General features: G+C 58.8%; 22 protein-coding genes. 9 read left to right on the plus strand and 13 right to left on the minus strand.

What is annotated here, in order from left to right; genetic code table 11:
- Positions 1 to 42: 42 nt before the first annotated feature.
- Entirely contained in the window at positions 43 to 558 is a 516-nt protein-coding gene (greB, locus tag C7436_RS11520; RefSeq protein ID WP_014422972.1) for a transcription elongation factor GreB, read from the minus strand.
- 281 nt (positions 559 to 839) lie between these two features.
- Here greB and C7436_RS11525 point away from each other — a divergent pair, with 281 nt between their 5' ends.
- Positions 840 to 1,121, plus strand: a complete 282-nt coding sequence (locus tag C7436_RS11525; RefSeq protein WP_011787142.1) for a hypothetical protein — start codon at positions 840 to 842, stop codon at positions 1,119 to 1,121.
- A 2-nt stretch (positions 1,122 to 1,123) separates the two neighbouring features.
- Here the strand turns inward: C7436_RS11525 and C7436_RS11530 are convergent, their stop codons facing one another.
- The 8 genes from C7436_RS11530 to ftsY form a co-directional block, all read right to left on the minus strand.
- Complete coding sequence (locus tag C7436_RS11530) at positions 1,124 to 2,602, minus strand: HAMP domain-containing sensor histidine kinase (protein WP_121207933.1); 1,479 nt, start codon at positions 2,600 to 2,602, stop codon at positions 1,124 to 1,126.
- The gene (locus C7436_RS11535) at positions 2,589 to 3,269 is read right to left on the minus strand and encodes a winged helix-turn-helix domain-containing protein (protein WP_011787144.1); all 681 of its coding nucleotides are present in this window, start codon (positions 3,267 to 3,269) and stop codon (positions 2,589 to 2,591) included. The genes C7436_RS11530 and C7436_RS11535 overlap by 14 nt, the downstream gene beginning before the upstream one ends.
- 103 nt (positions 3,270 to 3,372) lie before the next feature.
- On the minus strand, positions 3,373 to 4,152 hold the full coding sequence (hyi, locus tag C7436_RS11540) for a hydroxypyruvate isomerase (RefSeq protein ID WP_121207934.1): 780 nt from the start codon (positions 4,150 to 4,152) through the stop codon (positions 3,373 to 3,375).
- Positions 4,153 to 4,172: 20 nt separating this feature from the next.
- Positions 4,173 to 5,084: an NAD(P)-dependent oxidoreductase gene (locus C7436_RS11545; RefSeq protein ID WP_121207935.1), complete on the minus strand. Its 912-nt coding sequence runs from the start codon at positions 5,082 to 5,084 to the stop codon at positions 4,173 to 4,175.
- Positions 5,085 to 5,324: 240 nt separating this feature from the next.
- Entirely contained in the window at positions 5,325 to 6,185 is an 861-nt protein-coding gene (gene rpoH / locus C7436_RS11550; RefSeq protein ID WP_121207936.1) for an RNA polymerase sigma factor RpoH, read from the minus strand.
- Positions 6,186 to 6,377: 192 nt separating this feature from the next.
- Positions 6,378 to 7,382: a permease-like cell division protein FtsX gene (gene ftsX, locus C7436_RS11555; RefSeq protein WP_023008692.1), complete on the minus strand. Its 1,005-nt coding sequence runs from the start codon at positions 7,380 to 7,382 to the stop codon at positions 6,378 to 6,380.
- Positions 7,372 to 8,046, minus strand: a complete 675-nt coding sequence (gene ftsE, locus C7436_RS11560; RefSeq protein ID WP_014422980.1) for a cell division ATP-binding protein FtsE — start codon at positions 8,044 to 8,046, stop codon at positions 7,372 to 7,374. The genes ftsX and ftsE overlap by 11 nt, the downstream gene beginning before the upstream one ends.
- 27 nt (positions 8,047 to 8,073) lie before the next feature.
- On the minus strand, positions 8,074 to 9,291 hold the full coding sequence (gene ftsY / locus C7436_RS11565; protein WP_121207937.1) for a signal recognition particle-docking protein FtsY: 1,218 nt from the start codon (positions 9,289 to 9,291) through the stop codon (positions 8,074 to 8,076).
- Between the two features lie 204 nt (positions 9,292 to 9,495).
- On the opposite strand from ftsY, the gene rsmD reads away from it, so the two are divergent.
- A complete protein-coding gene (rsmD, locus tag C7436_RS11570; protein ID WP_121207938.1) occupies positions 9,496 to 10,131 on the plus strand; it encodes a 16S rRNA (guanine(966)-N(2))-methyltransferase RsmD in 636 nt (211 codons plus the stop codon).
- 37 nt (positions 10,132 to 10,168) lie between these two features.
- Here the strand turns inward: rsmD and C7436_RS11575 are convergent, their stop codons facing one another.
- Positions 10,169 to 11,347, minus strand: a complete 1,179-nt coding sequence (locus C7436_RS11575) for a DesA family fatty acid desaturase (protein WP_011787152.1) — start codon at positions 11,345 to 11,347, stop codon at positions 10,169 to 10,171.
- A gap of 187 nt (positions 11,348 to 11,534) precedes the next feature.
- Between C7436_RS11575 and mutM the strand changes: the two genes are divergently transcribed.
- The 6 genes from mutM to C7436_RS11605 all read left to right on the plus strand — a co-directional run bounded on the left by mutM (position 11,535) and on the right by C7436_RS11605 (position 16,740).
- Positions 11,535 to 12,347: a bifunctional DNA-formamidopyrimidine glycosylase/DNA-(apurinic or apyrimidinic site) lyase gene (gene mutM, locus C7436_RS11580; protein ID WP_011787153.1), complete on the plus strand. Its 813-nt coding sequence runs from the start codon at positions 11,535 to 11,537 to the stop codon at positions 12,345 to 12,347.
- 176 nt (positions 12,348 to 12,523) lie between these two features.
- Complete coding sequence (locus C7436_RS11585; RefSeq protein WP_011787154.1) at positions 12,524 to 12,856, plus strand: hypothetical protein; 333 nt, start codon at positions 12,524 to 12,526, stop codon at positions 12,854 to 12,856.
- A gap of 86 nt (positions 12,857 to 12,942) precedes the next feature.
- Positions 12,943 to 13,632 (plus strand): GMP/IMP nucleotidase, encoded by a 690-nt coding sequence (gene yrfG / locus C7436_RS11590; protein ID WP_121207939.1) that lies wholly within the window; start codon positions 12,943 to 12,945, stop codon positions 13,630 to 13,632.
- Positions 13,633 to 13,680: 48 nt separating this feature from the next.
- The gene (hslR, locus tag C7436_RS11595; RefSeq protein ID WP_011787156.1) at positions 13,681 to 14,088 is read left to right on the plus strand and encodes a ribosome-associated heat shock protein Hsp15; all 408 of its coding nucleotides are present in this window, start codon (positions 13,681 to 13,683) and stop codon (positions 14,086 to 14,088) included.
- A gap of 87 nt (positions 14,089 to 14,175) precedes the next feature.
- Entirely contained in the window at positions 14,176 to 15,030 is an 855-nt protein-coding gene (gene hslO / locus C7436_RS11600; RefSeq protein WP_121207940.1) for an Hsp33 family molecular chaperone HslO, read from the plus strand.
- Between the two features lie 174 nt (positions 15,031 to 15,204).
- Positions 15,205 to 16,740 (plus strand): phosphoenolpyruvate carboxykinase, encoded by a 1,536-nt coding sequence (locus C7436_RS11605; protein ID WP_011787158.1) that lies wholly within the window; start codon positions 15,205 to 15,207, stop codon positions 16,738 to 16,740.
- Between the two features lie 116 nt (positions 16,741 to 16,856).
- Here the strand turns inward: C7436_RS11605 and C7436_RS11610 are convergent, their stop codons facing one another.
- Both C7436_RS11610 and C7436_RS11615 read right to left on the minus strand, forming a co-directional pair.
- Entirely contained in the window at positions 16,857 to 18,923 is a 2,067-nt protein-coding gene (locus tag C7436_RS11610; RefSeq protein ID WP_121207941.1) for a TRAP transporter large permease subunit, read from the minus strand.
- A gap of 25 nt (positions 18,924 to 18,948) precedes the next feature.
- Entirely contained in the window at positions 18,949 to 20,001 is a 1,053-nt protein-coding gene (locus C7436_RS11615) for a hypothetical protein (RefSeq protein WP_121208310.1), read from the minus strand.
- A 261-nt stretch (positions 20,002 to 20,262) separates the two neighbouring features.
- Between C7436_RS11615 and C7436_RS11620 the strand changes: the two genes are divergently transcribed.
- Positions 20,263 to 20,535, plus strand: a complete 273-nt coding sequence (locus tag C7436_RS11620; protein ID WP_014422988.1) for an HU family DNA-binding protein — start codon at positions 20,263 to 20,265, stop codon at positions 20,533 to 20,535.
- A 39-nt stretch (positions 20,536 to 20,574) separates the two neighbouring features.
- On the opposite strand, the gene C7436_RS11625 is transcribed toward C7436_RS11620, so the two are convergent.
- Positions 20,575 to 21,594, minus strand: a complete 1,020-nt coding sequence (locus C7436_RS11625) for a putative solute-binding protein (RefSeq protein ID WP_011787162.1) — start codon at positions 21,592 to 21,594, stop codon at positions 20,575 to 20,577.
- Between the last annotated feature and the right edge of the window lie 43 nt (positions 21,595 to 21,637).

Genomic DNA, 21,637 nt, shown 5'->3' on the forward strand with positions numbered 1-21,637 from the left:
AATGACCCTTTGCCCAGGCAAAAGCCAGTTTTGTGACAGCACTCACTTGTCGTTCGAGGCCATTTGGTAGCGGATATCGGTAATCACCACCTGCTTCCAGCCCTCAGGGGTTCTCACCGATACCTCGTCATCCAGATGCTTGCCAATGAGCGCGCGGGCCAGCGGAGAATTGATACTGAGATAGCCTTTTTCGAGATCGAATTCATCGGCACCCACGATTCGATACTCCTGCTCACTGCCGTCCTCATCCTCGATGGTCACCCAGGCACCAAAGAATACCCGGCTCCGGTCCTCTGGCAGGCGATCCACCACCGAGACCTCATCCAGCCGCTTGCTGAGGAAGCGTACGCGACGGTCGATTTCCCGAAGCTGCTTTTTGCCATAGATGTACTCGGCGTTCTCGGACCGATCCCCCAGGGCGGCTGCTTCACGTACTGCCTGGGTAACCTCTGGTCGCTTCACTTTCCATAGGAATTGCAGCTCATCCCGGAGCGCCTGTTCACCTTCGGGGGTGATATAGCGCGGCCGGTTGTTGCCTGAAGGCGTCTGGTTGGCCATGGGTGTCCTGGTTCAAGAAACAATGCATTTCGGAAGGGCAAAAAAAACCCCGTGAATCACGGGGTATAAGGCTAGCGCTGTGCTGGAGGGGGAAGCAAGCAGATCATCCGCCCGCTTCCGCATCTACACCCTCTATTCTGCACATTGACCATTACCTGCCTGTGGCCATGCGATTACCTTTTGGCAAGGCATCCGTTTCGCAATCTAGGTTGAACACTCTAGCGCCAAGGATTAGCGTGGCCGACAATGACACCTGATCTTTTCTGCATGGAGATATGCTAATGGATACCAAGAAACTGATGAATCTGGCACTTGAAGGGGTGGATAGCCTGGGTTTCCGGCTGGACCAACTGGGCATCACCAGCCGCGTCAATCGTCACAATATTGCGGCCTTTCTGATGGCCGAACAGAAGCACCTGGAAGGCGAATGGGACAGTATTCAGGCCAAGGTGGATCGTCGTCGCTCGCAGTTTGATCATATCAGCCAGCAGGTCGAGTCGCGGGCCGACGCGGTACTTGGCCCTGTCCTGAGCCGTATCAACCGCTTTCGCGCCAGCCAGTAATCTCAGGCCGTGCCGGATTCTGCGGAGGAGCGACCCTCCTCCGTTGAACCACCATTCTCAGACTGTGTGGCCTTGATCCGCTTTTTTACGGCGGTGTACGCTGGCATCCGGACCGTGACGGTCAGGCCCGGCATGTCTTCACCAGGATGGGTATCACTCAGCAGAATCTGGCCCTGATGAATCTCCGCCACCGCCGACACCAGGCTGAGACCCAGACCATTGCCCGGTAACGAGCGGCTCTTGCCAACCCGGTAGAAGCGCTGGAAAACCTGGTCTTTCTCATCATCCGGAATACCGATACCGGAATCCTGAACCTCAAACACCGCTCCGCCGCCGTCCCGGCGAACGACCACCTTGATGGCACCATGCTCCGGCGTGTATTTGATGGCGTTGTCGATCAGGTTACTAATCATCTGGAACAGGAGATCCCGGTCTCCCTCAATCCGGACATTTTGCTCAAGTTCCTGAGAGAAACTCTGATCCTTGTCCTCGGAAAGGGCCTCGTAGAGTTCACAGGCATCGCTGACCAGTTCATCCAGCGCCACCACTTTCATGTCGGCCGAGTTGCCCCGGGTCTCCAGCCGGGCAATGCGCAGCAAGGCATTGAAGGTGGCCAGCAGCTGGTCAGCCTCCGCCACAGCCTGCCCGACATGCTCGCGCGCCTCGTCATTGTCGACCGTAATCAGCGTGTTTTCGAGCTGGTTACGCAGTCGCGTCAGTGGAGTGCGAAGATCATGGGCGATGCTGTCGGAAACATGGCGTATGCCTTCCATCAGATACACGATCCGGTCCAGCATCTGGTTCAGGTTTTCGGCCAGTTGATCAAAATCGTCGTCGGTCCCACGGGTCGGAATCCGGAGGGACAGGTGCCCATTCATGATCCGGCGGGAGGTGTTGTTGATCACTTCAATGCGGCGAGTGGTGCTTCGGCTCATCAGGAAGCCACCCAGGAGCGCCAGGGCAAGGGTGATGCCCATACCCCAGTTGATGGCAGTTTCAATCACCCGCTTGAGGTTGGTGAGGTCATCCACATCGCGCCCCACCAGCAAGCGCAAACCACCCTGGACCTCAAAGATCCGGGCCCGGGCCAGGCGCTCGGGGCCCTGCCAGCCAACGGCGGGATTCAGGGTGAAATTAATCCAGCCACTGTCAGACGAGCGGCTGCCCTCTGGCCAGGTTTCAATATTCCCGGCCAGTTTCAGAAAGTCGTCTGTGGTCAACAGGTAAATGGACTTGGCATTCGGATCCCTGGCCACCCGTTCCCGGATGATCGTGATCAGACCATTTACACCACGACTGCGATACTGCTCCGCCAGGCCGGCGATTTCCGCTTCAATGGTCTCGTCGGTCTGGGCAGTCATGAACCCGGCTGTGCGCCAGTAGATAAATGCCAACAGCAGAAACACCGAGGTGGCAAACACCACCATATACAGCAGGGCAAGCTGGAAAGACGATGTTCTGAGCTGACTAAGCAGTTTCACGTAACATGTATCCCGCCCCCCGCACTGTCTGCAGCAGGGGTGTATCGAATTCCTTGTCGATCTTGGCGCGCAGACGGCTGATATGCACGTCGATCACGTTGGTCTGGGGGTCAAAGTGATAATCCCACACTTTCTCCAGCAGCATGGTACGGGTGACCACCTGCCCGGCATTACGCATCAGGTATTCCAGCAGCCTGAACTCCCGGGGCTGGACATCAATATTCTGGCCGGCGCGTTTCACGGTGCGGGCCAGCAGGTCCATCTCGAGATCCGCCACTTTCAGTACGGTCTCGGTCTCGGCCGCCTGACGGTTACGCCGGATCAGTGACTCGATGCGCGCCAACAGCTCGGTGAAAGAAAACGGCTTGGTCAGGTAGTCATCGCCACCGCCACGCAGCCCTTCGACACGGTCATCGACATCGCCCAGAGCACTGAGAATCAGCACCGGCGTCTGGTTGCCCGTGGCCCGTACCGTCTTGATAATGGAAAGGCCATCCATACCCGGCAACATCCGGTCGACAATCATGATGTCGTATTCTTCACTGGCCGCCATCATCATGCCTTCCTTCCCGTCGGCCGCATGATCCACCACGAAGTCGGATTCCCTCAGTCCCTTTAGCAGATAATTTGCTACATCCCGATCGTCTTCGATTACCAGCGCTTTCACCGGTGCTCCTCCTGATAGCGGAAAACATTAACAACAAGGGTACGAAGAACTCCGGGAACCGGCCAGTTACGATCTTGTAAGAGGGTGTCGCCTATGGCGACGGTCAGTTTGCCTCAGAAAACCAGCCCAGAGACGGCTCTGTCGCCCCGGTAGGCCTGTACTCTGCACTCACCCAGCCGCCATAACCCAGTCTGTCTATCGCCGAGAAAACATTCGAAAAGTTAATCTCCCCGGTTCCCGGCTGATGCCGGCCCGGGTTGTCGGCGAACTGGATATGGCCAATCCAGGGCAGCAGACACTCAATGCCGCGAATCAGATCCCCTTCCATGATCTGCATGTGATAGAGATCGTATTGCAGGCGCACGTTGTCTGCCTCCACCGCCTCAATCAGCGCCATCACCTTGCCAGTGGTATCAAGCATGAAGCCCGGCATATCCACCCGCGAATTGATGGCCTCCAGGCACAGGGTCAGGCCGGCTTCGGCGAAGCGGTCGGCTGCGTACTGCACATTCGCCACCAGGGTCTGCCAGGCGTCTTCCTCGGCAACGGATTCGGGCTTCAAACCTGCCAGGCAGTTCAGCTGCTCGCAGCCCAGCATCCGGGCGTAGTGAATGCCCTGCTCGACACCGGCGCGAAACTCATCGATACGATCCGGCAGACAGGCAATGCCACGCTCCCCCGCTGCCCAATCGCCGGGCGGCAGATTGAACAGCACTTGTTCCAGCCCGTTGCTCTGAAGCCGCTCCGCCAGCTGTTCCGCCGGCCACTCATAGGGAAACAGATACTCCACACCACGGAAACCGGCGCTTCGGGCCTTGGCGAAACGTTCCAGAAACGGCACTTCGGTAAACAGCATGCTCAGGTTGGCAGCAAAACAGGGCATGGCAGATTTCTCCGGTTATTTCAGTGCTTGGGGCCTCGGCCCAGGGAACCCATCAGGGTACCGTTCAGATGCTCCAGCTCCAGCAACAAGCCGCTGTGATCGACATCGCTGTGGCCATTGGCGACCAGGGCAAGGTATTCATTATGCACCTGCTGGGCCAGCGGCAGGGTCAGATTTTCCGAGCGGGCCTCATCCAGAATCATACGCATATCCTTGAGCTGGATGCGGGCCGGAGCGCCCGGCGCGAAGTCCCGGTCAATCATCCGCTGGCCATGCAGTTCCAGAATCCGGCTGCCGGCAAACCCGCCCATCAGCGCTTCCCGCACGGCGGCCGGATCCGCGCCACCCTTGGCGGCCAGCAACAACGCCTCCGACACCGCACCAATGGTGATACCCACAATCGCCTGATTGGCCAGCTTCGCCAACTGACCGGCCCCCACCGGCCCGATGCGGGTGCATTTGCCCAGCGCGCTGAACACCGGCAAAGCCCGCTCGATATCGGCTTCAGAACCGCCCGCCATGATACTCAGCCGGGCCTCGGCCGCACCCACCGTGCCACCGGACACCGGTGCATCCACGTAACCCACCCCCTGCTCTGCGGCCAGCTCGGCATGCTGTCGCGCCAGCGAAGGCTGCACCGAACTCATATCAATCACCAGCGCACCCACCTTCACCGCAGCCAGAGCGCCCTGATTTACCAGCACATCGTCCACCACCTGGCCATTTTCCAGCATGGTGATCACGATATCGGCCTCCGCCACCGCCTCGGCGGGCGTCCCGGCGATCATCGCTTCGCTGGCAAAGGCCTCGCACTTGCTGGCGGTGCGATTCCAAAGCGTCATGGAAAAACCGGCGTCCAGCAGGTTACGGGTCATCGGCGCGCCCATCAGGCCGATGCCGAGAAAAGCAATCTTGAGATTATTAGATGTCATGGTTTGGCCTTCACGTACAACGTTTGCAGAAGCAAGTGGGTAGGGCTTTCCAAAACCCTGCGGAGCCATGGATGGCGGAGCGGAGCGTACAGGGATGTATTTACAGCGTGTTTTGGAAAGCCCTACCCACTTGCTTCCTCACCAATGTTAGAAATTAAGTCGTGCGAGGATTATACAAACAAAAACGCCACCAACCGCGAACGGTGGTGGCGTTTTCAGCTTCCGGGCTGCAATAAAGCCTCAGGCGACCTCGGCCATCTGCACCCGGATCTTCTTCATGGCGTTTTTCTCAAGCTGGCGGATCCGCTCAGCGGACACCCCGTACTTGTCGGCCAGCTCATGCAACGTCGACTTGCTCTCCGACAACCAGCGTTCACGCAGAATATCCTGACTGCGCTCGTCCAGCTGCTCCAGCGCCTGCATCAGCCGGCCGTTGGAGTCCTCAGACCAGTCAGCGTTTTCCATCTGAACCGCCGGATCGCTACGGCGATCTTCCAGGTAATAAGCCGGCGCCTGGTAGGCGTTGTCTTCGTCATCATCCATCGGGCCGTCAAAAGCGGTGTCCTGGGAAGCCAGGCGACCTTCCATTTCCCGCACCACGTGGGGCTCGACACCCAGATCATTGGCGACCGCTTTCAGCTCATCGTGATTCAGCCATGCCAGCTTCTTCTTCTGGCTGCGCAGATTGAAGAACAGCTTGCGCTGGGCCTTGGTGGTGGCCACTTTCACAATGCGCCAGTTACGCAGAATGAATTCGTGAATCTCCGCCTTGATCCAGTGCACGGCAAACGACACCAGACGCACGCCATACTCAGGATTAAACCGCTTGACGGCCTTCATCAGGCCAACGTTGCCTTCCTGGATCAGGTCGGCCTGGGCCAGGCCGTAGCCGGAATAGCTGCGAGCAATGTGAATCACAAAGCGCAGGTGCGACAGCACCAACTGACGCGCGGCCTCAACATCGCCATGGTAGTGCAGCCGTTCTGCCAGTTCCCGCTCTTCATCAACGGAGAGAACAGGAATGCGACTCGCCGCCTGGATATACGACTCGAGATTCGCACCCGGAACCAGTCTGTCAACCAGCTGTAAACTCGTACCCATGCATTAACCTCCGAACCTGACAGCCTTTAAATATAGCAACTCAATATGAGACCGCCAAGAACTCAATTAGTTCCCGAACTTACCAGTAAAACGTTAAAAATCATACATCTGGGAAGATCGCCTTTGCTTTTCTACAAATAAAACTACGTCAGAAAAGGCTCTTTTTTCAATACGGTTTTCCCGCGATCCGGATCAGCCTCCAGCAATATCGCCCGGCTCTATGTCATCCAGATGACGCCTCACCGCAACCCAGGCGCCCAGCCAGCCTAACAGCATCGCTACGATTATCAATGCCAACGCGCCATCGAATCCCGGCCCCTGCAAGGTAAACTCACTGCGATACAGCCCGGCAAGACGCTCGATCGGGCCGCTTAACCACCAGAGCGACACCTGAATCAGTAACCACGCCACCAGGCCACCCCCGAGCCCGAACCAGGCGCCGGTGTAAAGAAACGGACGACGAACGAAAGCATCGGTTCCGCCCACCAGTTTTGCCACGAGGATTTCATCCCGCCGGTTCTCGATGGCCAGACGTACCGTGTTTCCAATCACCAGGATAACCGCAGCCCCCAGCAACAAAGCCAGCGCCCAGACGGCGCGGGCAAGGATGTCGGTCATTGCGTTCAGGCGTTGCAGCCAGCCCAGGTCGACCTGGACCTGATCGATACCGTTCATATTCTCGACAAACGTCACCAGTGCCTGAACGCCCTCTGCCGAGCGAGCGCTGTCTTCGGGTGTAATCAGCAGCGTGTGCGGCAAAGGATTCTCTTCCAGAAAATCCAGCGCCTCGTCCAGCCCGGAACTGGCTCGAAAATCGGCCAGGGCCTGGTCACGCTCGACCAGCTGAACCGATACCACTCGCCCATCGCTTTCAATGTCCGCGGCCATACCCCGGGCTTCCTCCGCCGGCAGTTCCATCGCCAGATAGGCGGTAATCCTGGCCGTGCTCTCCCAGCCTGCACTCACACCCTGCAGGCTGGTCAACAGCAACAGCAGGGCAACCGGCAAGGCCAGAGCTACCCCCATCACTGTCCAGGTCATGGCGCTGGCTACCGGGGTTTTCCACATTCTCTGGATAGAATCCCGGGCTACTTTCCGGTGGTGGCCCAGATAACTCCGGGCCTGATCACTCAACAGTGATCGCGAACGGTTAGCGCCCCGGCGATTATCCGGCTTCTGGCGAGAGTCAGTGGCCACTCACACCTCCGCCAGCTACCAGCTGGCCCTGATTCAGAGTCAACGTACGTCGATTCATTTCATTAATCAGAGCAATATCGTGGGTTGCCACAAGTACCGTTACCCCAACCTGACTGAACTGGGTAAACAACCGCATGATGTCTGCAGACAATTCGGGATCCAGGTTACCGGTCGGCTCGTCCGCCAGCAGTACGGGTGGTTTGTTTACTACCGCACGGGCAATACCGACCCGCTGCTGCTCACCCCCGGATAACTGCATGGGGTTCATCTTTTCCTTTTTCAGCAAACCAACCTTGTCCAGTGCCGCCCGCACGCGCCGGCCGGTGTCTTCCGGCGAGGCCCCCATCACTTCCAATGGCATGGCCACGTTGTCGAACACCGTGCGGTCGAACAACAGCTGGTGATTCTGGAACACCACACCGATATGACGCCGGATGTAAGGAATCTGGCGACGGGGCAGGCTATTCAGTTTCTGGCCGCCCACGATCACCTCACCCGCTGTCGGGCGCTCCATCACCATGATCAGTTTCAGAAGGGTACTCTTGCCCGCGCCGGAATGACCGGTCAGAAACGCCAGCTCACCACGATCCAGGTGAAAGTTCACAGCCCTGAGTGCGGTGTGATCACTGTCGTAGCGTTTGGTTACCTGGCGGAACTCGATCATCGGGGCAGCTACTCCGTCTTTACGGCGTCAGTCTTCGAACAACGCATCCACAAAAGTTTCGGCATCGAAGCTGCGCAGGTCTTCGGCCTGTTCTCCCACCCCGATATAGCGGATTGGCAACTGCAGCTGACGGGCGATCGCAAACACAATACCGCCTTTGGCCGTGCCGTCCAGTTTCGTGAGCGTAATGCCGGAGACACCCACTGCCTGCTGGAATACCTGGGCCTGGCTCAGGGCATTCTGACCGGTGCCGGCATCCAGCACCAACATGACCTCATGAGGCGCAGATTCATCCAGCTTCTTCATCACCCGAACGACCTTGGACAACTCGTTCATCAGGTTGTCCTTGTTCTGCAGGCGACCGGCGGTGTCTGCAATCACCACATCCACACCCCGGGATTGAGCAGACTGGATGGCGTCGAAAATTACCGATGCACTGTCTGCGCCGGTATGCTGGGCCACCACCGGAACGTTGTTGCGCTCGCCCCACACCTGCAATTGCTCAACCGCCGCCGCCCGGAAGGTGTCACCAGCGGCCAGCATGACCGACTTACCCTCACTCTGGAATTTCTTGGTGAGCTTGCCGATGGTAGTGGTTTTGCCGACACCGTTCACGCCAACCATCAGGATAACGTAGGGCTGTTTACCAGCATCGATCTCCAGCGGCCGGGTCACGTCCTTGAGAAGGCCATGCAACTCATCCCGTAGCGCCTTGCGCAGGGCCTCGCCATCTTTCAGCTGATTGCGTTCGAGTTTCTCGGTCAGGGCGTCGATGATCTCAGAGGTGGCGGTCACACCCACATCGGCCATGAGCAACGTGGTTTCGATTTCTTCCAGCAGATCTTCGTCAATCTTCTTGCCCACCGATAACAGGTCGGCCAGACCACCGGTCAGGCTGGCCCGGGTTTTCCCCAGACCCTGCTTGATGCGTTCGAAGACACTGATTCGGGTTTCCGGTTCGCGCTCAACCTCAGGCTCCGCCGCCGGAACGGGTTCCGGCGCGGGAGCCGGCTCAACAGCCGGTTGAGCCGCTTCCGGCTCAGCGGCTTCTGCCGCGGGTTCAGGCGGCACTTCAGTTTCGGCCTCCGGTTCCGCTGGCACAGGAGCCGGCCCCCTGGCCACCTCCGGCTTACGCTGAGGTACCGGCTTGGGCCGGGGCGCACGCTTGCGGTTGCCGGCGATATCCAGCACAAAAAACAGAACAAGAAGGGCCAACAGGCCGACTGAAATCCACTCTGCCGTCATAATCTATCCATCTGTCTGAAAAAAGGGCGGGCACAGGCCGCAGGTTCGCGAAGAGGACACAAGAACCTCAGCTCGCCAAAATAAGTGGAGCATTCTAACAGACTGACCGGCACAAGTGATGGGGCAGGATTAACCGGTCTCGTGGATTCCTGTACCATAGCCGCAAACATCAGCCATCCATGATTTCCCCGGAGCCTCGCCCCTATGGCACGACGTCCCCCAGCCCGCAAAAAACCCGTCGTCTCACCAGGCAAAGGCTCCGGAACCGGCGAACTGAGAATCATCGGCGGCGACTGGCGCAGCCGGAAACTGCGCTTTCCGGACGCCGGCGGCGTGCGGCCCAGCCCGGCCCGCACCCGGGAAACCCTGTTCAACTGGCTGAACTTCCACCTGGCCGGCAGCCGGTGCCTGGATCTGTTCGCCGGTTCCGGGGCTCTGGGACTGGAAGCACTGTCCCGTGGAGCAGCGCAGGCAACGCTGGTGGACCACACCCCCGCCCTGGCCAAAGCGCTCCGGGACAACCTCCGGCTGCTGGGAACCAACAAAGGGGATGTCGCCTGCCAGGATGTGGAACAGTTTCTGGCAAAGGGTGACGGCCAGGGCTACGACATCGTGTTTATGGACCCGCCATTCCGTCAAGGCTGGCTTGAACGGTTGATACCGCTACTGGACACCCAGCAATGGGTGAAGCCGGGTGGCTGGATCTATGTCGAACACGAGAGTGAAAGAGCCTTGCCGACGGTACCGGCCAGCTGGCATCTGCACCGACAGAAATCAGCAGGCCAGGTCAGCTACTGTCTTTTCCGGGTTGAACGGGGTGACGAACCGGAAGCCCAGTAACGGGGGGCTTCCGGCGCATCCTACAGGCAGGCCTGTCTCAGGAAGCGGGGCGCAAGGAATACGCTCGCAGGTGCGCGGCAAACTCTTCCAGGTAACGAACACCACTGGCTTCGGCGTCACGACACCACTCCATCAACGCCTGCAGCTTGTCCTGGGGCTTGAGCCCGCGCTGGCGCCAGAGTGCCTGGAGTTCATGACTCTTCTCGTAGATCAGCCTGAGCACTTCGTTGCGCTCCAGCACCGTGTCAAGATGTTCTTTTTCCCGAGGCTTGATCAGGCTGATTTCGCGAGACAGCAATTGCTTGAGCTTGCGATAACGGGGACGAATTTCGTCGTCCATCAACGCTTTCTGCTGTCGCAGCACCGGCTCCATTACTCGCTTGCGATACTGGCGCATGATCACAAAGCGGTTATTGGCGATAGCCTGAACGGTTTCCACGTCCACCGCCTGCTTGCCCGGAACATAATGAGCAATAGGCCGGTAGCCTTTCGGCGTCGCCAGACCAAACAGCTGGAACAGACGAATGTAACCCCAACCGATGTCCACTTCGTACCAGCGACGAGACAGCTTGGCCGAATTCGGATAGGTGTGGTGATTGTTGTGCAGCTCTTCACCACCAATCAGGATACCCAGCGGCGAGATGTTGCGGGCGTTATCGGCGCATTCGAAATTCCGATAGCCCAGGTAATGGCCGATACCATTGACCACGCCGGCAGCCCATACCGGAATCCACATCATCTGGACCGCCCAGATCCAGATGCCGTGCACCCCGAACAGCGCCAGGTTGATCACTGCCATCAAGGCAATACCCAGGGTCTTGTACCGGCTGTAGAGGTTGCGCTCGACCCAGTCTTCCGGGGTGCGCTGGCCATAGCGCTCAAGGGTTTCAGGGGTGGCAGAAGCTGCGTATAACTCGGCGCCCTCAAACAGCACCTTGCGAATACCCAGCACCACCGGGCTGTGAGGATCTTCCTCGGTTTCGCACTTGGCATGGTGTTTACGGTGGATGGCCGTCCACTCTTTGGTGTTCTGGGCCGTGGTCAGCCAGAGCCAGAAGCGGAAAAAGTGCTTGAGAACGGGATGCAGATCCAGCGCGTTATGGGCCGAATGACGATGCAGATAAAGGGTAACGCTGACGATGGTGATGTGTGTCATCACCAGAGTGACCGCGATCAGCTGCCACACAGAAAGGTCCAGAAGACCGTTAAACCACATAGATAATCCTCGAAACTCGATTAACTTCGAAAGGCGATACTGCTGAGGGATGTCGCTGGCACTCGAAGGGGGTGATCGTTAGGCCCACTCTAGCGTACAGGTGTAAGCCTGGACAACCAGGTTTGGCGGCTTTTTTGTTACCGATTACACTGTTTCGTCTCAAAATCTGTCTGTTGGTGGAGGCTCTGTGCCGGAATTACCTGAAGTTGAAACCACCCGTCAGGGCATCGCGCCTCACTGCGAAGGCCAGACCATCCAGCGGGTAATTGTCCGCAACCCCAGCCTGCGCTGGCCGGTGCCGGCGGATCTGGCCGAGCACCTGGAGGGCAAGACCATCCGTGCCGTGGAGCGCAGGGCGAAATACCTGTTCCTGCACCTGGAGACTGGTTCCGTGATTGTCCATCTGGGCATGTCGGGCAGTCTCAGAGTGATCACCGACGACAGCCCCGCCATGACTCACGATCACGTCGAGCTTGTCCTCGGCAATCATCGCCGCCTGCGCTTCAATGACCCGCGACGCTTCGGCTGTTGGCTGTGGACTACCGACTGGAACCGGCATCCACTGATCAGCGCGCTCGGGCCGGAACCCTTATCCGAAGATTTCAACGGCGCCTGGCTTTTTCGCCTGTCCCGGCAGAAACAGACGCCGGTCAAATCCTTCATTATGGACAATCATGTGGTGGTGGGCGTGGGCAATATCTACGCCAACGAAGCCCTGTTCAAGGCCGGCATTCACCCGAAACGGAAAGCCGGCCGCATCAGCCTGGACCGCTATCACAAGCTGGCCGAGGCCATCCGGGAAACCCTCAGCGCCGCCATACTGATGGGCGGCACCACTCTGCGGGACTTCGTCAACAGCGACGGCAAACCGGGGTATTTCGCCCAGTCGCTACTGGTTTATGGCAAGGCGGGAGCGCCCTGCACCGAATGCAACACCCCGCTGAAAGAGATCCGCATGAACAACCGATCGACGGTTTACTGCCCCCGATGCCAGCGCTGAGATTCCGCAACGGCTCACACTTTTCAACGAAAAACCGTTTGAAATTGAGGCAATATGATTCATAGTTAATGGAGTGCTAGTACCCGGTCGCCGCACGCAGCGCGAACATGCTGGCTCGCAATACAGAGACAGGCGAGCCCTGACCAACCGGGCTGATACGTTCAGGAGAGAATGACATGACCCGCAAGATTTCCCGCACCCTGGTAGCCACCGTCGCAGCCTGCCTGCTGGCATTCTCATCGCTCGGCCATGCCCGTGCCGTGGACGAAAGCCCGTCTGCGCTGGCCATGACCGCCGATGCGGTGTTGCTGCGCCCGGCGCTGCTGGCCACAACCATTATTGGTAGTGCTGTGTATCTGGTATCCCTGCCATTCTCGGCGCTTGGCGGCAATGCCGGTGAAGCCGGTGAAGTGCTGGTGGTTGGCCCGGCCAAGGCCACCTTCGTGCGCTGCCTGGGCTGCACCCGCACCGGTCGCAAGTCAGAAACGGTGGAGCAGTCCGACAACTGATTTGGCTTACCGATCCGTAAAATCCCGGCTTGCCACTGGCCGGGATCTGAGGCAGCCTGAAGAAAATTCTTCAGGCTGTTTTGTTTATGGTGGACTGGTCAACCCTCGATACCGTGTTCCTCGATATGGACGGGACACTGCTGGATCTGCATTTCGACAACCACTTCTGGCTGGAGCACCTGCCAAGGCGCTATGCCGAACACTTTGACCTGCACCCAACCGAGGCCCGGGACTACCTGATTCCGATGATTATGGCCGAGCGGGGCTCACTGAACTGGTACTGCACCGATTACTGGAGCGAACGCCTTGCCCTGGACATAACCGGCCTTAAGGCGGAAGTTGGCGACCGCATTGGCTACCGCCCCCATGTAACCGACTTCCTGGCCGCACTGCGCCAGGCCGGACTGCGCTCGGTCATCGTCACCAACTGCCATCCGGATCCTCTGGCCCTGAAACTTCAACGGACCGGGCTGGATCAGCATGTTGATGGCATCGTCTCCAGCCACGAACTGGGCAAGCCCAAAGAAGACCCGGTGTTCTGGCAGGACCTTGCCAGCCGCTCCCCCTATCGCCACCAATCTACCCTGATGGTCGACGACAGTTTCCCGGTGCTTGAGAGTGCCCGGGCCGCCGGTATTGACCAGTGCCTGGCGATTCTGGCCCCCGATAGCCAGCAGCCAGCCAAAGACCACCACCCGGACATTCCCGGCATTCATCACTTCGATGAAGTGCTGCCTGCCTTACGCTCACATACAGCAGTGCCATCCACCCCATGAGGGGGTTATAATGGGTTATTGCGGCATGTGCCCGACAGGTGAGGAGATATGACGGCGGCGAACGCAGACGATCAGAAAGTCCGGCTCGATAAATGGCTGTGGGCAGCGCGATTCTATAAAACCCGCTCGCTCGCCAAAGAGGCGATTGAAGGCGGCAAGGTGCACTACAACAGCCAGCGCACCAAGCCCGGCAAGATCGTTGAGACCGGCGCCAAAGTGACCCTGCGCCTGGGCTGGCAGGAAAAGATCGTGATCGTCGACGACATCAGCGACCGACGCCGGGGCGCCCCTGAAGCCCAGAAGCTCTATCACGAAACCGACGACAGCGTGAAACGGCGGGAAGACCTGGCTTGGCAACGCAAGACCATGCAGGCTGCACAGCTGCCCCCGGCTCGAAGGCCGAGCAAGAAAGATCGCCGGGATATCCAGCGCTTCCGGGAACAGAATGGTCTGTAACCATTGAATCCCACGTATCTGACAACCCGTATACAACCCCGTTTCAGTAACTCCCAGTAAATCGATACATCAGCTCCAGGAGACACCATGGCATCCCGCGACCAGTTCCAACGTTTTCTCTTTGAACACAGCCAGGTGCGGGGTGCCTGGGTACAGCTGAGCGAGAGTTTCAAGGAAATCACCGGCCAGGCCCCCTACCCGGATTCAGTCCGCGAGCTGCTGGGAGAATCCCTGGTAGCCAGCGTACTGATGAGCAGCACCCTGAAATTCAAAGGCACCCTCTCGCTGCAGGCAGCGGGTGAAGGTGCCCTCAGCACACTCATGGCCGAATGCAGCCATGACCGCCATATCCGTGGCCTGGCCCGCTTTGATGCCGATGCGGTCAGCGGCGAAACCCTGCACGAGTTGCTCGGACAAAGCCGCATGGCCATCACCATCACCCCGGAACAGGGCCAGCGCTACCAGGGCGTGGTGCCACGGGAATCAGAAACCCTGGCCGGCTGCCTGGAAGAGTACTTCGAGCGCTCCGAGCAGATCGCCACCAGCCTGTTCCTGTTTGCCAACGAGGATACCGCTGCCGGCCTGTTACTCCAGCGCCTGCCCGGCCATACCGATGACGACGATGACCTGTGGAACCGGGTGAACCACCTTGCCGCGACGATCGAAGCCGAGGAGCTACTCACCCTGGACAGTGAAACGCTGCTGCACCGGCTGTTCCACGAGGAAACGGTGCGCCTGTTCGAGCCGGATCCGGTGGCCTTCCGCTGCAGCTGTTCCCGTGAGCGCACCCTGGCCGCGCTGGAAGCCATCGGCAAGGACGAGTGCTACAGCATCCTCGACGAACAGGGCAGCATCAACATGGACTGCCAGTTCTGTCACGCAAACTATCGCTTCAATAGAAATGATATTGATCACCTTTTCACCGGCCATACGTTACACTAAGCCGTCACTGAACTTGCCCGGAAGCCGCCTCTGGCGCGGCTTTCAGGGCAGTCGTTTTTTGTGGGCGTCTCTGGCATAATAGCGCGCCTGAATTGACCCGATTGTTCAGTTTTCCGTCAATTTTCGGGGGGACGGCCTGGGCAATCACGAAGACATCCCGAGGGCGAGGTCGAAGTGAGCAACACTTATAATGATCTGAGTACAGCACGACTGGTCGAGCTGGCATTAGCAAGGAACGAAGGCCAGCTGGCATCCAACGGTTCTCTGGTGGTCACCACCGGTGAGCGTACCGGCCGGTCTCCTATGGACCGCTTTATCGTCGAGGAGCCCAGCACCGCCGACGACATTCACTGGGGTCCGATCAACCGCCCGTTCGATGCTGAAAAGTTCGATGCCCTGTGGGATCGCGTTGAAGCCTACATCGCTGAAAAAGACCGCTTCGTCTCTCACGTTCACGTTGGTTCCGACCCGGAACACTACCTGCCGGTAAAAATGACCACGGAAACCGCGTGGCAGAACCTGTTCGGCCGCAACCTGTTCATTCGCCCGGATAGCTTCAATCCGGCCGACAAGCAGGAATGGCAGATTCTCAACGCCGCTAATTTCGAGTGTGTACCGGAGCGTGATGGCACCAACTCCAACGGCTGCGTCATCATCAACTTCGCCAAGCGCAAGGTGTTGCTGGCCGGCATGCACTACGCAGGCGAAATGAAAAAAGCCATGTTCTCGGTTCAGAACTTCCTTCTGCCCGAGAAAGACGTTTTGCCCATGCACTGCTCAGCCAATGTCAGTGAAACCGGCGAGACATGCCTGTTCTTCGGCCTGTCCGGCACCGGCAAAACCACCCTGTCTGCAGACCCGCACCGGTTCCTGATCGGTGACGACGAGCACGGCTGGGGCCCGGGCACCGTATTCAATATTGAAGGCGGTTGCTACGCCAAGTGCATCGACCTGAGCCAGAAGAACGAACCGATCATCTGGGACGCCATCCGTTTCGGCGCCATCGTTGAGAACGTGATGATTGATCCGGAGACCCGCGAGCCGGACTACAACGACGTTTCACTGACCGAAAACTCCCGCTGCGCCTATCCGCTCGAGCACGTCGAAAAGCGCGTGATCGAGAACCGTGCCGGTGAGCCCTCGCACATCATCTTCCTGACCTGCGACATGACCGGCGTTCTGCCTCCGGTATCCATCCTGAGTCGTGAAGCTGCCGCTTACCACTTCCTGAGTGGCTACACCGCGCTGGTGGGCTCCACCGAAATGGGCTCATCCTCCAAGCTGAAGTCCACCTTCTCCACCTGCTTTGGTGCGCCGTTCTTCCCGCGCCCGGCCGGCGTCTATGCCGAGCTGCTGATGAAGCGTATCGACGAATTCGGCAGCAAGGTATTTCTGGTCAACACCGGCTGGACCGGTGGCCCCTACGGTGAAGGCAAGCGTTTCAGCATTCCGACCACCCGCGCCATCATTGCCGCCATCCAGAACGGTGATCTGGACGACGTGGAAACTGAGCACCTGGATGCCCTGAACCTGGACGTGCCCAAGCATGTTCCTGGCGTAGACACCGAGCTGCTGAACCCGCGCACCACCTGGGTCAGCCCGGACTACTACGACGGCAAGGCTCAGGAGCTGATTGCCCAGTTCGTGGAAAACTTCAAGAAATTCGACGTGGCCGACGCCATTGTTGAAGCGGGCCCGAAAGCCGGCTAAAGCCGCTTTCCCACTGCCATAAAAAAAGCGCCTTGCGAAAGCTCGGCGCTTTTTTTGTGCCTTTGGTTTGAGAACACAGACCAGACAGGCCGCCGGGGCGGCCTCGGGCAGAGAAATCAGTTGGCGTAGAACAGCAACGGCACAAAGGCCACCAGTACCAGAGAAATACCCATGGCAATCAGTGGCATGATGATGCGTTCGTGGCGCTGGTAGAAGGTTCCACCTTCCTGCTGGGCCGCCAGCACCTCAGCCTCGCCCACCACCTGGCGGGTGAGCAGATGGTTCAGGGCCACAGGCGGGCTCAGGTAGCCAAGCTCGAAGGCTACCAGCGTCACCATCCAGAAATGCACCGGGTGAATACCGCTGGAGTAGGCTATGGTCGCCACCGTTGCGGTTACCAGAATCACCGCCCCGAAGGCGTCCATGATCATCCCCAGAATCACCAGGATCACTACCATCAGCAGCATGGCAGACCAGGGACTGTCGAACGCCTGAGGGAAAGTTTCCATGATGTGGGAGCGCTCGATCACACCACCAATGCTCACCGACAGCCCCAGCAGCAACAAAAGGGCGCCAATCTCAGCGGTGGTATCGTTGGTCGCGCCACGAACGCTGCGCTCCAGCCCCTGGTGATTGATCTCACCGGACGCCCGGCCCCGGCCATTTTTCAGGCTGATATGCTCATATACCAGAATGGCCAGCATGATCACCGGCAGCAACCGGGGCGCCGAAAATTCGTCCATCCTCACATCCAGGGCAAGCCGGTAGAGCAGCACTACGGCAGCGATCACGATCACATAGGGAATCAATGGCCGCAAAGCCTGAATGGACGCCGGAAAGGCATCGGCCGCCGGGGCAAGATCAAACTGGCTCTGCCGGTTCACCGTGAGAGCCACCATCGCAAACATGGTGGCGGTCAGTACGAATACCCAGATGCCCCAGCCAAACAACTCATCGGTCGTCACCTCTCGGTTCAGGTAGGCAATCACCACCACCAGCAGACACGGCCGCAATACCACACCCAGGGAGCCCGACATGGCCGTGGCCGCCAGGGCCAGATGTCTGCGCGCGCCCGCCGCTCGGAGCTCACTGTAGATAACAGCACCGGCAGCAATCACAAAAATACCGGAAGCACCGGTATAGGCGGTAGGCACCGCCGCCACCAGAACAGCCACCACCGCCAGCATCTCCGGCGGCATACGCCAGGGCCGGAAAATATTGAAAACCAGTGTCGCCAGGCGCGTCTGCTTCAGCATCATGCCCACCCACACGTACAGCCCGACATTCAGGAACATGTCGGCCAGCTCCATCATCTTGCCCAGATAGATCCCGATACCGGAGGAATGACCGATCAGCGCGAAGTAAGTACCTGAAATCAGACACATCACGGTATAGAGCGGAACCGACAGAAACGCCTGGTTCAGATTGCCCCCCGGCGCCAGATTGTCGGGCACGCGGAACAGGCGATAGAGGCTCGCCAGTGTCAGGCAGGCAAAGCCGACAATCCAGAAATTGTGCAGCAGCAGCTCCTCACCAGATACTGTGGTGCTGCTGGCCAGGCTGGATTGCCGGAAGATCACCGACGAGCCCAGCAACATGGCGTTGGCAATGGTTTGCAGGGTATAGGAGACGGTGTAGTCCAACCGGGTCTCCATGGCTCGCATGGCAATGTGATGGCGGGTGAGTGTGGCGGTCACCGCACACAGCATCACCAGAATCACCAGAACATAGCGTTGGGCTGTGAGCCCGAACGCGATCAGGTCGGCTACAAAAAGCTCTACCGCCCGATAGGCTTTCACACCGGGAGTCAGTTTGTCCTGCAGGTCTTCGTAACTGGCGTGAGCGGCCCGGCAATCCGCCACCGAGCGCTCTATGGCAAGACGGACTTCCCGGGGGTCTTTTTCATGGGCGCCAAGCAGTGCTGCCATCGGGTCGTCTGCCGGCGCTTGCTCAGCCAGCTCCCGGGCGACCTCTGCCTCAATATCCCGGTCGAGGTCGCACTCCGGTTGTACCGGGTCCATGCGCAGCTTGTAATAACCGCTCCAGAGCTGCTCACCAGCGCGCAACATCTGATTATGAATATCACTGCTGGTAGAGAACAGAACCACGGCCAGCAACAACAGACAGGCCGGCAGCGATGAAAACCACTCCAGACCACTACGACGAAAACCACCCTGGGGCATAACGGCTTACTCGGCTTGATGATGGTTACAACAGGTCGTCCAGATCCATGGTCTCGACCGGTTCACGCTGGTCATCCCAGAAGGCACCGAACTGCCCGATGGGGGTGCGGTGGCCGGTGTTTTCCACCCACAACCGATCCGAAATCGCCACCAGCATATTGGTCGCCATGGCATCCACAAACCGCCATTCCTCGTTGGCGGGATCGGCCTCAAGGGATTCAGCATGGTCCCGGATAACCGACTTCACCAGGGCTTCATCATTCTTGTTCATGGCCGCAATGGCCTGGAACACATGGCCCAGTCGGACGCCAGCTTCCTCACCCTGCTCCGCGGCAATGGCCAGGCGCTCGAAGGCATCTTCACCCTGGGGCTGGGTTCCCGGGATCATGGCCCAGACCGTGGCACGCAGGCCCATAGGGGCGCCCCACCATTTCTTGTTATCCAGACACTGGGTAGCACGGCCCACCACGGAGCCGGTATTGAACGGAACGCCCACCGAGGAAGTGGCCTGGATCTGGGCGTTAAGCGCCTGCAGCCCGGACAGCAAACCGGCCATGTACATGAACTCGTCCATGTCATCGTCGAAATCCGGGCACTCGGTTTCATCCGGGTTGCCATAGTGGCTATTGTGATGCTGCCAGCTTTTCAGATAGCGGCGAGCGGCCAGGGTATGGGCACGCTTCTGGCGAATAAAGGCGTCTTCCGCCGCGGTCGCGTCCATGGAGTGCATGGCGGCCAACCCTGCCAGCTCATGCTCCCTGGCCTGCTCTTCTGCACAACTGCCCGAAGACAGGTAGAGCATCACAGCCAGTTGATCCGGCTCGCTGGTTACCCGACCAAACGACATCAACAGCGGCGCGGTAGCCTCGCTCATGGAACAGCCCATGGCCAGATCGTCCGACTCCATGAGGTAGGGGACGGTATGGTTGCGGGAGAAGCCCTTCATGACATCCCCCGTGGTCTTGTAGATCATGTTATTGACCGCCCCGCAGCCGCTCAGCAGGAGACCGGCAGTCAATGCCGCCACCATGCCGCGAAGCCCAGATGATGTTGTCGGGGATCTCCGGAAACCCTTCATACCTTTCAACCTTTTGTTCTTGTGTTTTGTCCAGAAGATGGGGGCGGACTGCACCATTTGTTACAGTCTGTAACCGACGCTCATTATGACGAACTCCGCCCCGGGTTTATGAGACCGATCCCGCAAATGACGCCTCCGGGAACATATCGTTACCGAAGAAGGTTTGCAGATTCAGCCCAAAGCCACTATAGATTGCTTCAGCCTCCGGCCTGGCCGGGGCAATAACCAACAACAATCAGAACGAATAATCAGGAGTATCCGATGCGCAAACCTGAACTTGCTGCTGCCATTGCCGACAAAACCGGGCTTACCCGGGAAAAGGCCGGAGAGGTAATCAACGCGTTTACCGACCAGGTATCGGCGGCTGCCGCGCGGGGAGAGGACGTGACACTGATCGGTTTCGGCACCTTCAATATCCGCAGCCGGGAAGCCCGCAGCGGACGCAACCCGCAAACCGGCGCAAGCATCCAGATCCCTGCCAGCAAGACCGTGGGTTTCAAGGCCGGCAAGGCCCTGAAAGACGCCATCCGCTGATCACCTGCGGCCCGCTCTGTATGCGGGCCGCTCAGTGCCTCAGGAGGCGCACTCCGAACGGGAGCCATCCACCCGACAGCGAATCGCCTTCATCAACTTGATGGCGCGCTCGTCATAGACCCCGTCCTCCAACAGTGAAAGACGAACCTGGCGCAGCATCTTGTCGTACTCGGCCACATCTTCCCGGGGCGGGTGCATCCAAACCTCGGCAGGAATCCCGGACTCCGCTTCCGCAATGATCTCGTAGGCCTGATCAATCCGCTTGATGGACTCATCCCGAACCATCTGGCCGGCGTCTTCCGGGAAACGGTCGCGATGAATAATGACCTGGAAGTTCATGTACGCCAGGGCATACTTGAACACCCCACCCTTGGAATTAACGCCCTTATAGAGTTCCAGAGGCTGATAGGCCACGGCTGGTGCATAGGCCAGGTCGACACTGCCATTATTGAACTTGCCGGCAAAGTTGGCGGAGTTGGAGCCAACCACCGATGCGCCGACATGACGGACCATGCGCACCGAGGCCGAGTCGTAATCCAGCGTTGCAATGCGTTTGCCCTGGAGTTTCTCGACCGAATCAATGGCCCGGTCGCGGGTATACAGGTAAATGGCCCCGGCAGGAAAGACACCGGCTACCTCATAGGGCCCGTCAACCAGGAACGGCCGGGCCTTGGGCTGGCTCAGGGTGTTGTACAACAGGCGCATTTCTTCTTCACCCGGCACTGCCCCCATGGCTTCGAGGCTACCGGTAAACTTGTTGAATTCCCGGGCACGGGTGCCGGTCAGCAACACGGCGTCGCACTGACCGGCCTTGAAGTCTTCGGCCGCTACTTTTTCATCGGTGTAGGCACGCAGTTCCAGCTTGATGCCTCGCTTGAGGGCCACCGGCTGGAACTCCTTGGTAATGGCAAACAGCGGGCCATTGGCACCAACCGGGTCAAACACACAGAAACTGCGCTCAAGGATTTCATCCTGGGCCTGAACCAGGGAGGGTGCCACCACGCTGGCACACAGGACGGCCGCCATGGCGAGCCGGCGGGAAAAGCGGATTGATTTCACGGGATGACTCCTGAGTTTTTATTGTCGGGCCGGTCACATCCGG

The sequence above is a fragment of the Marinobacter nauticus genome (assembly GCF_003634635.1).
GTDB lineage: Bacteria > Pseudomonadota > Gammaproteobacteria > Pseudomonadales > Oleiphilaceae > Marinobacter > Marinobacter nauticus.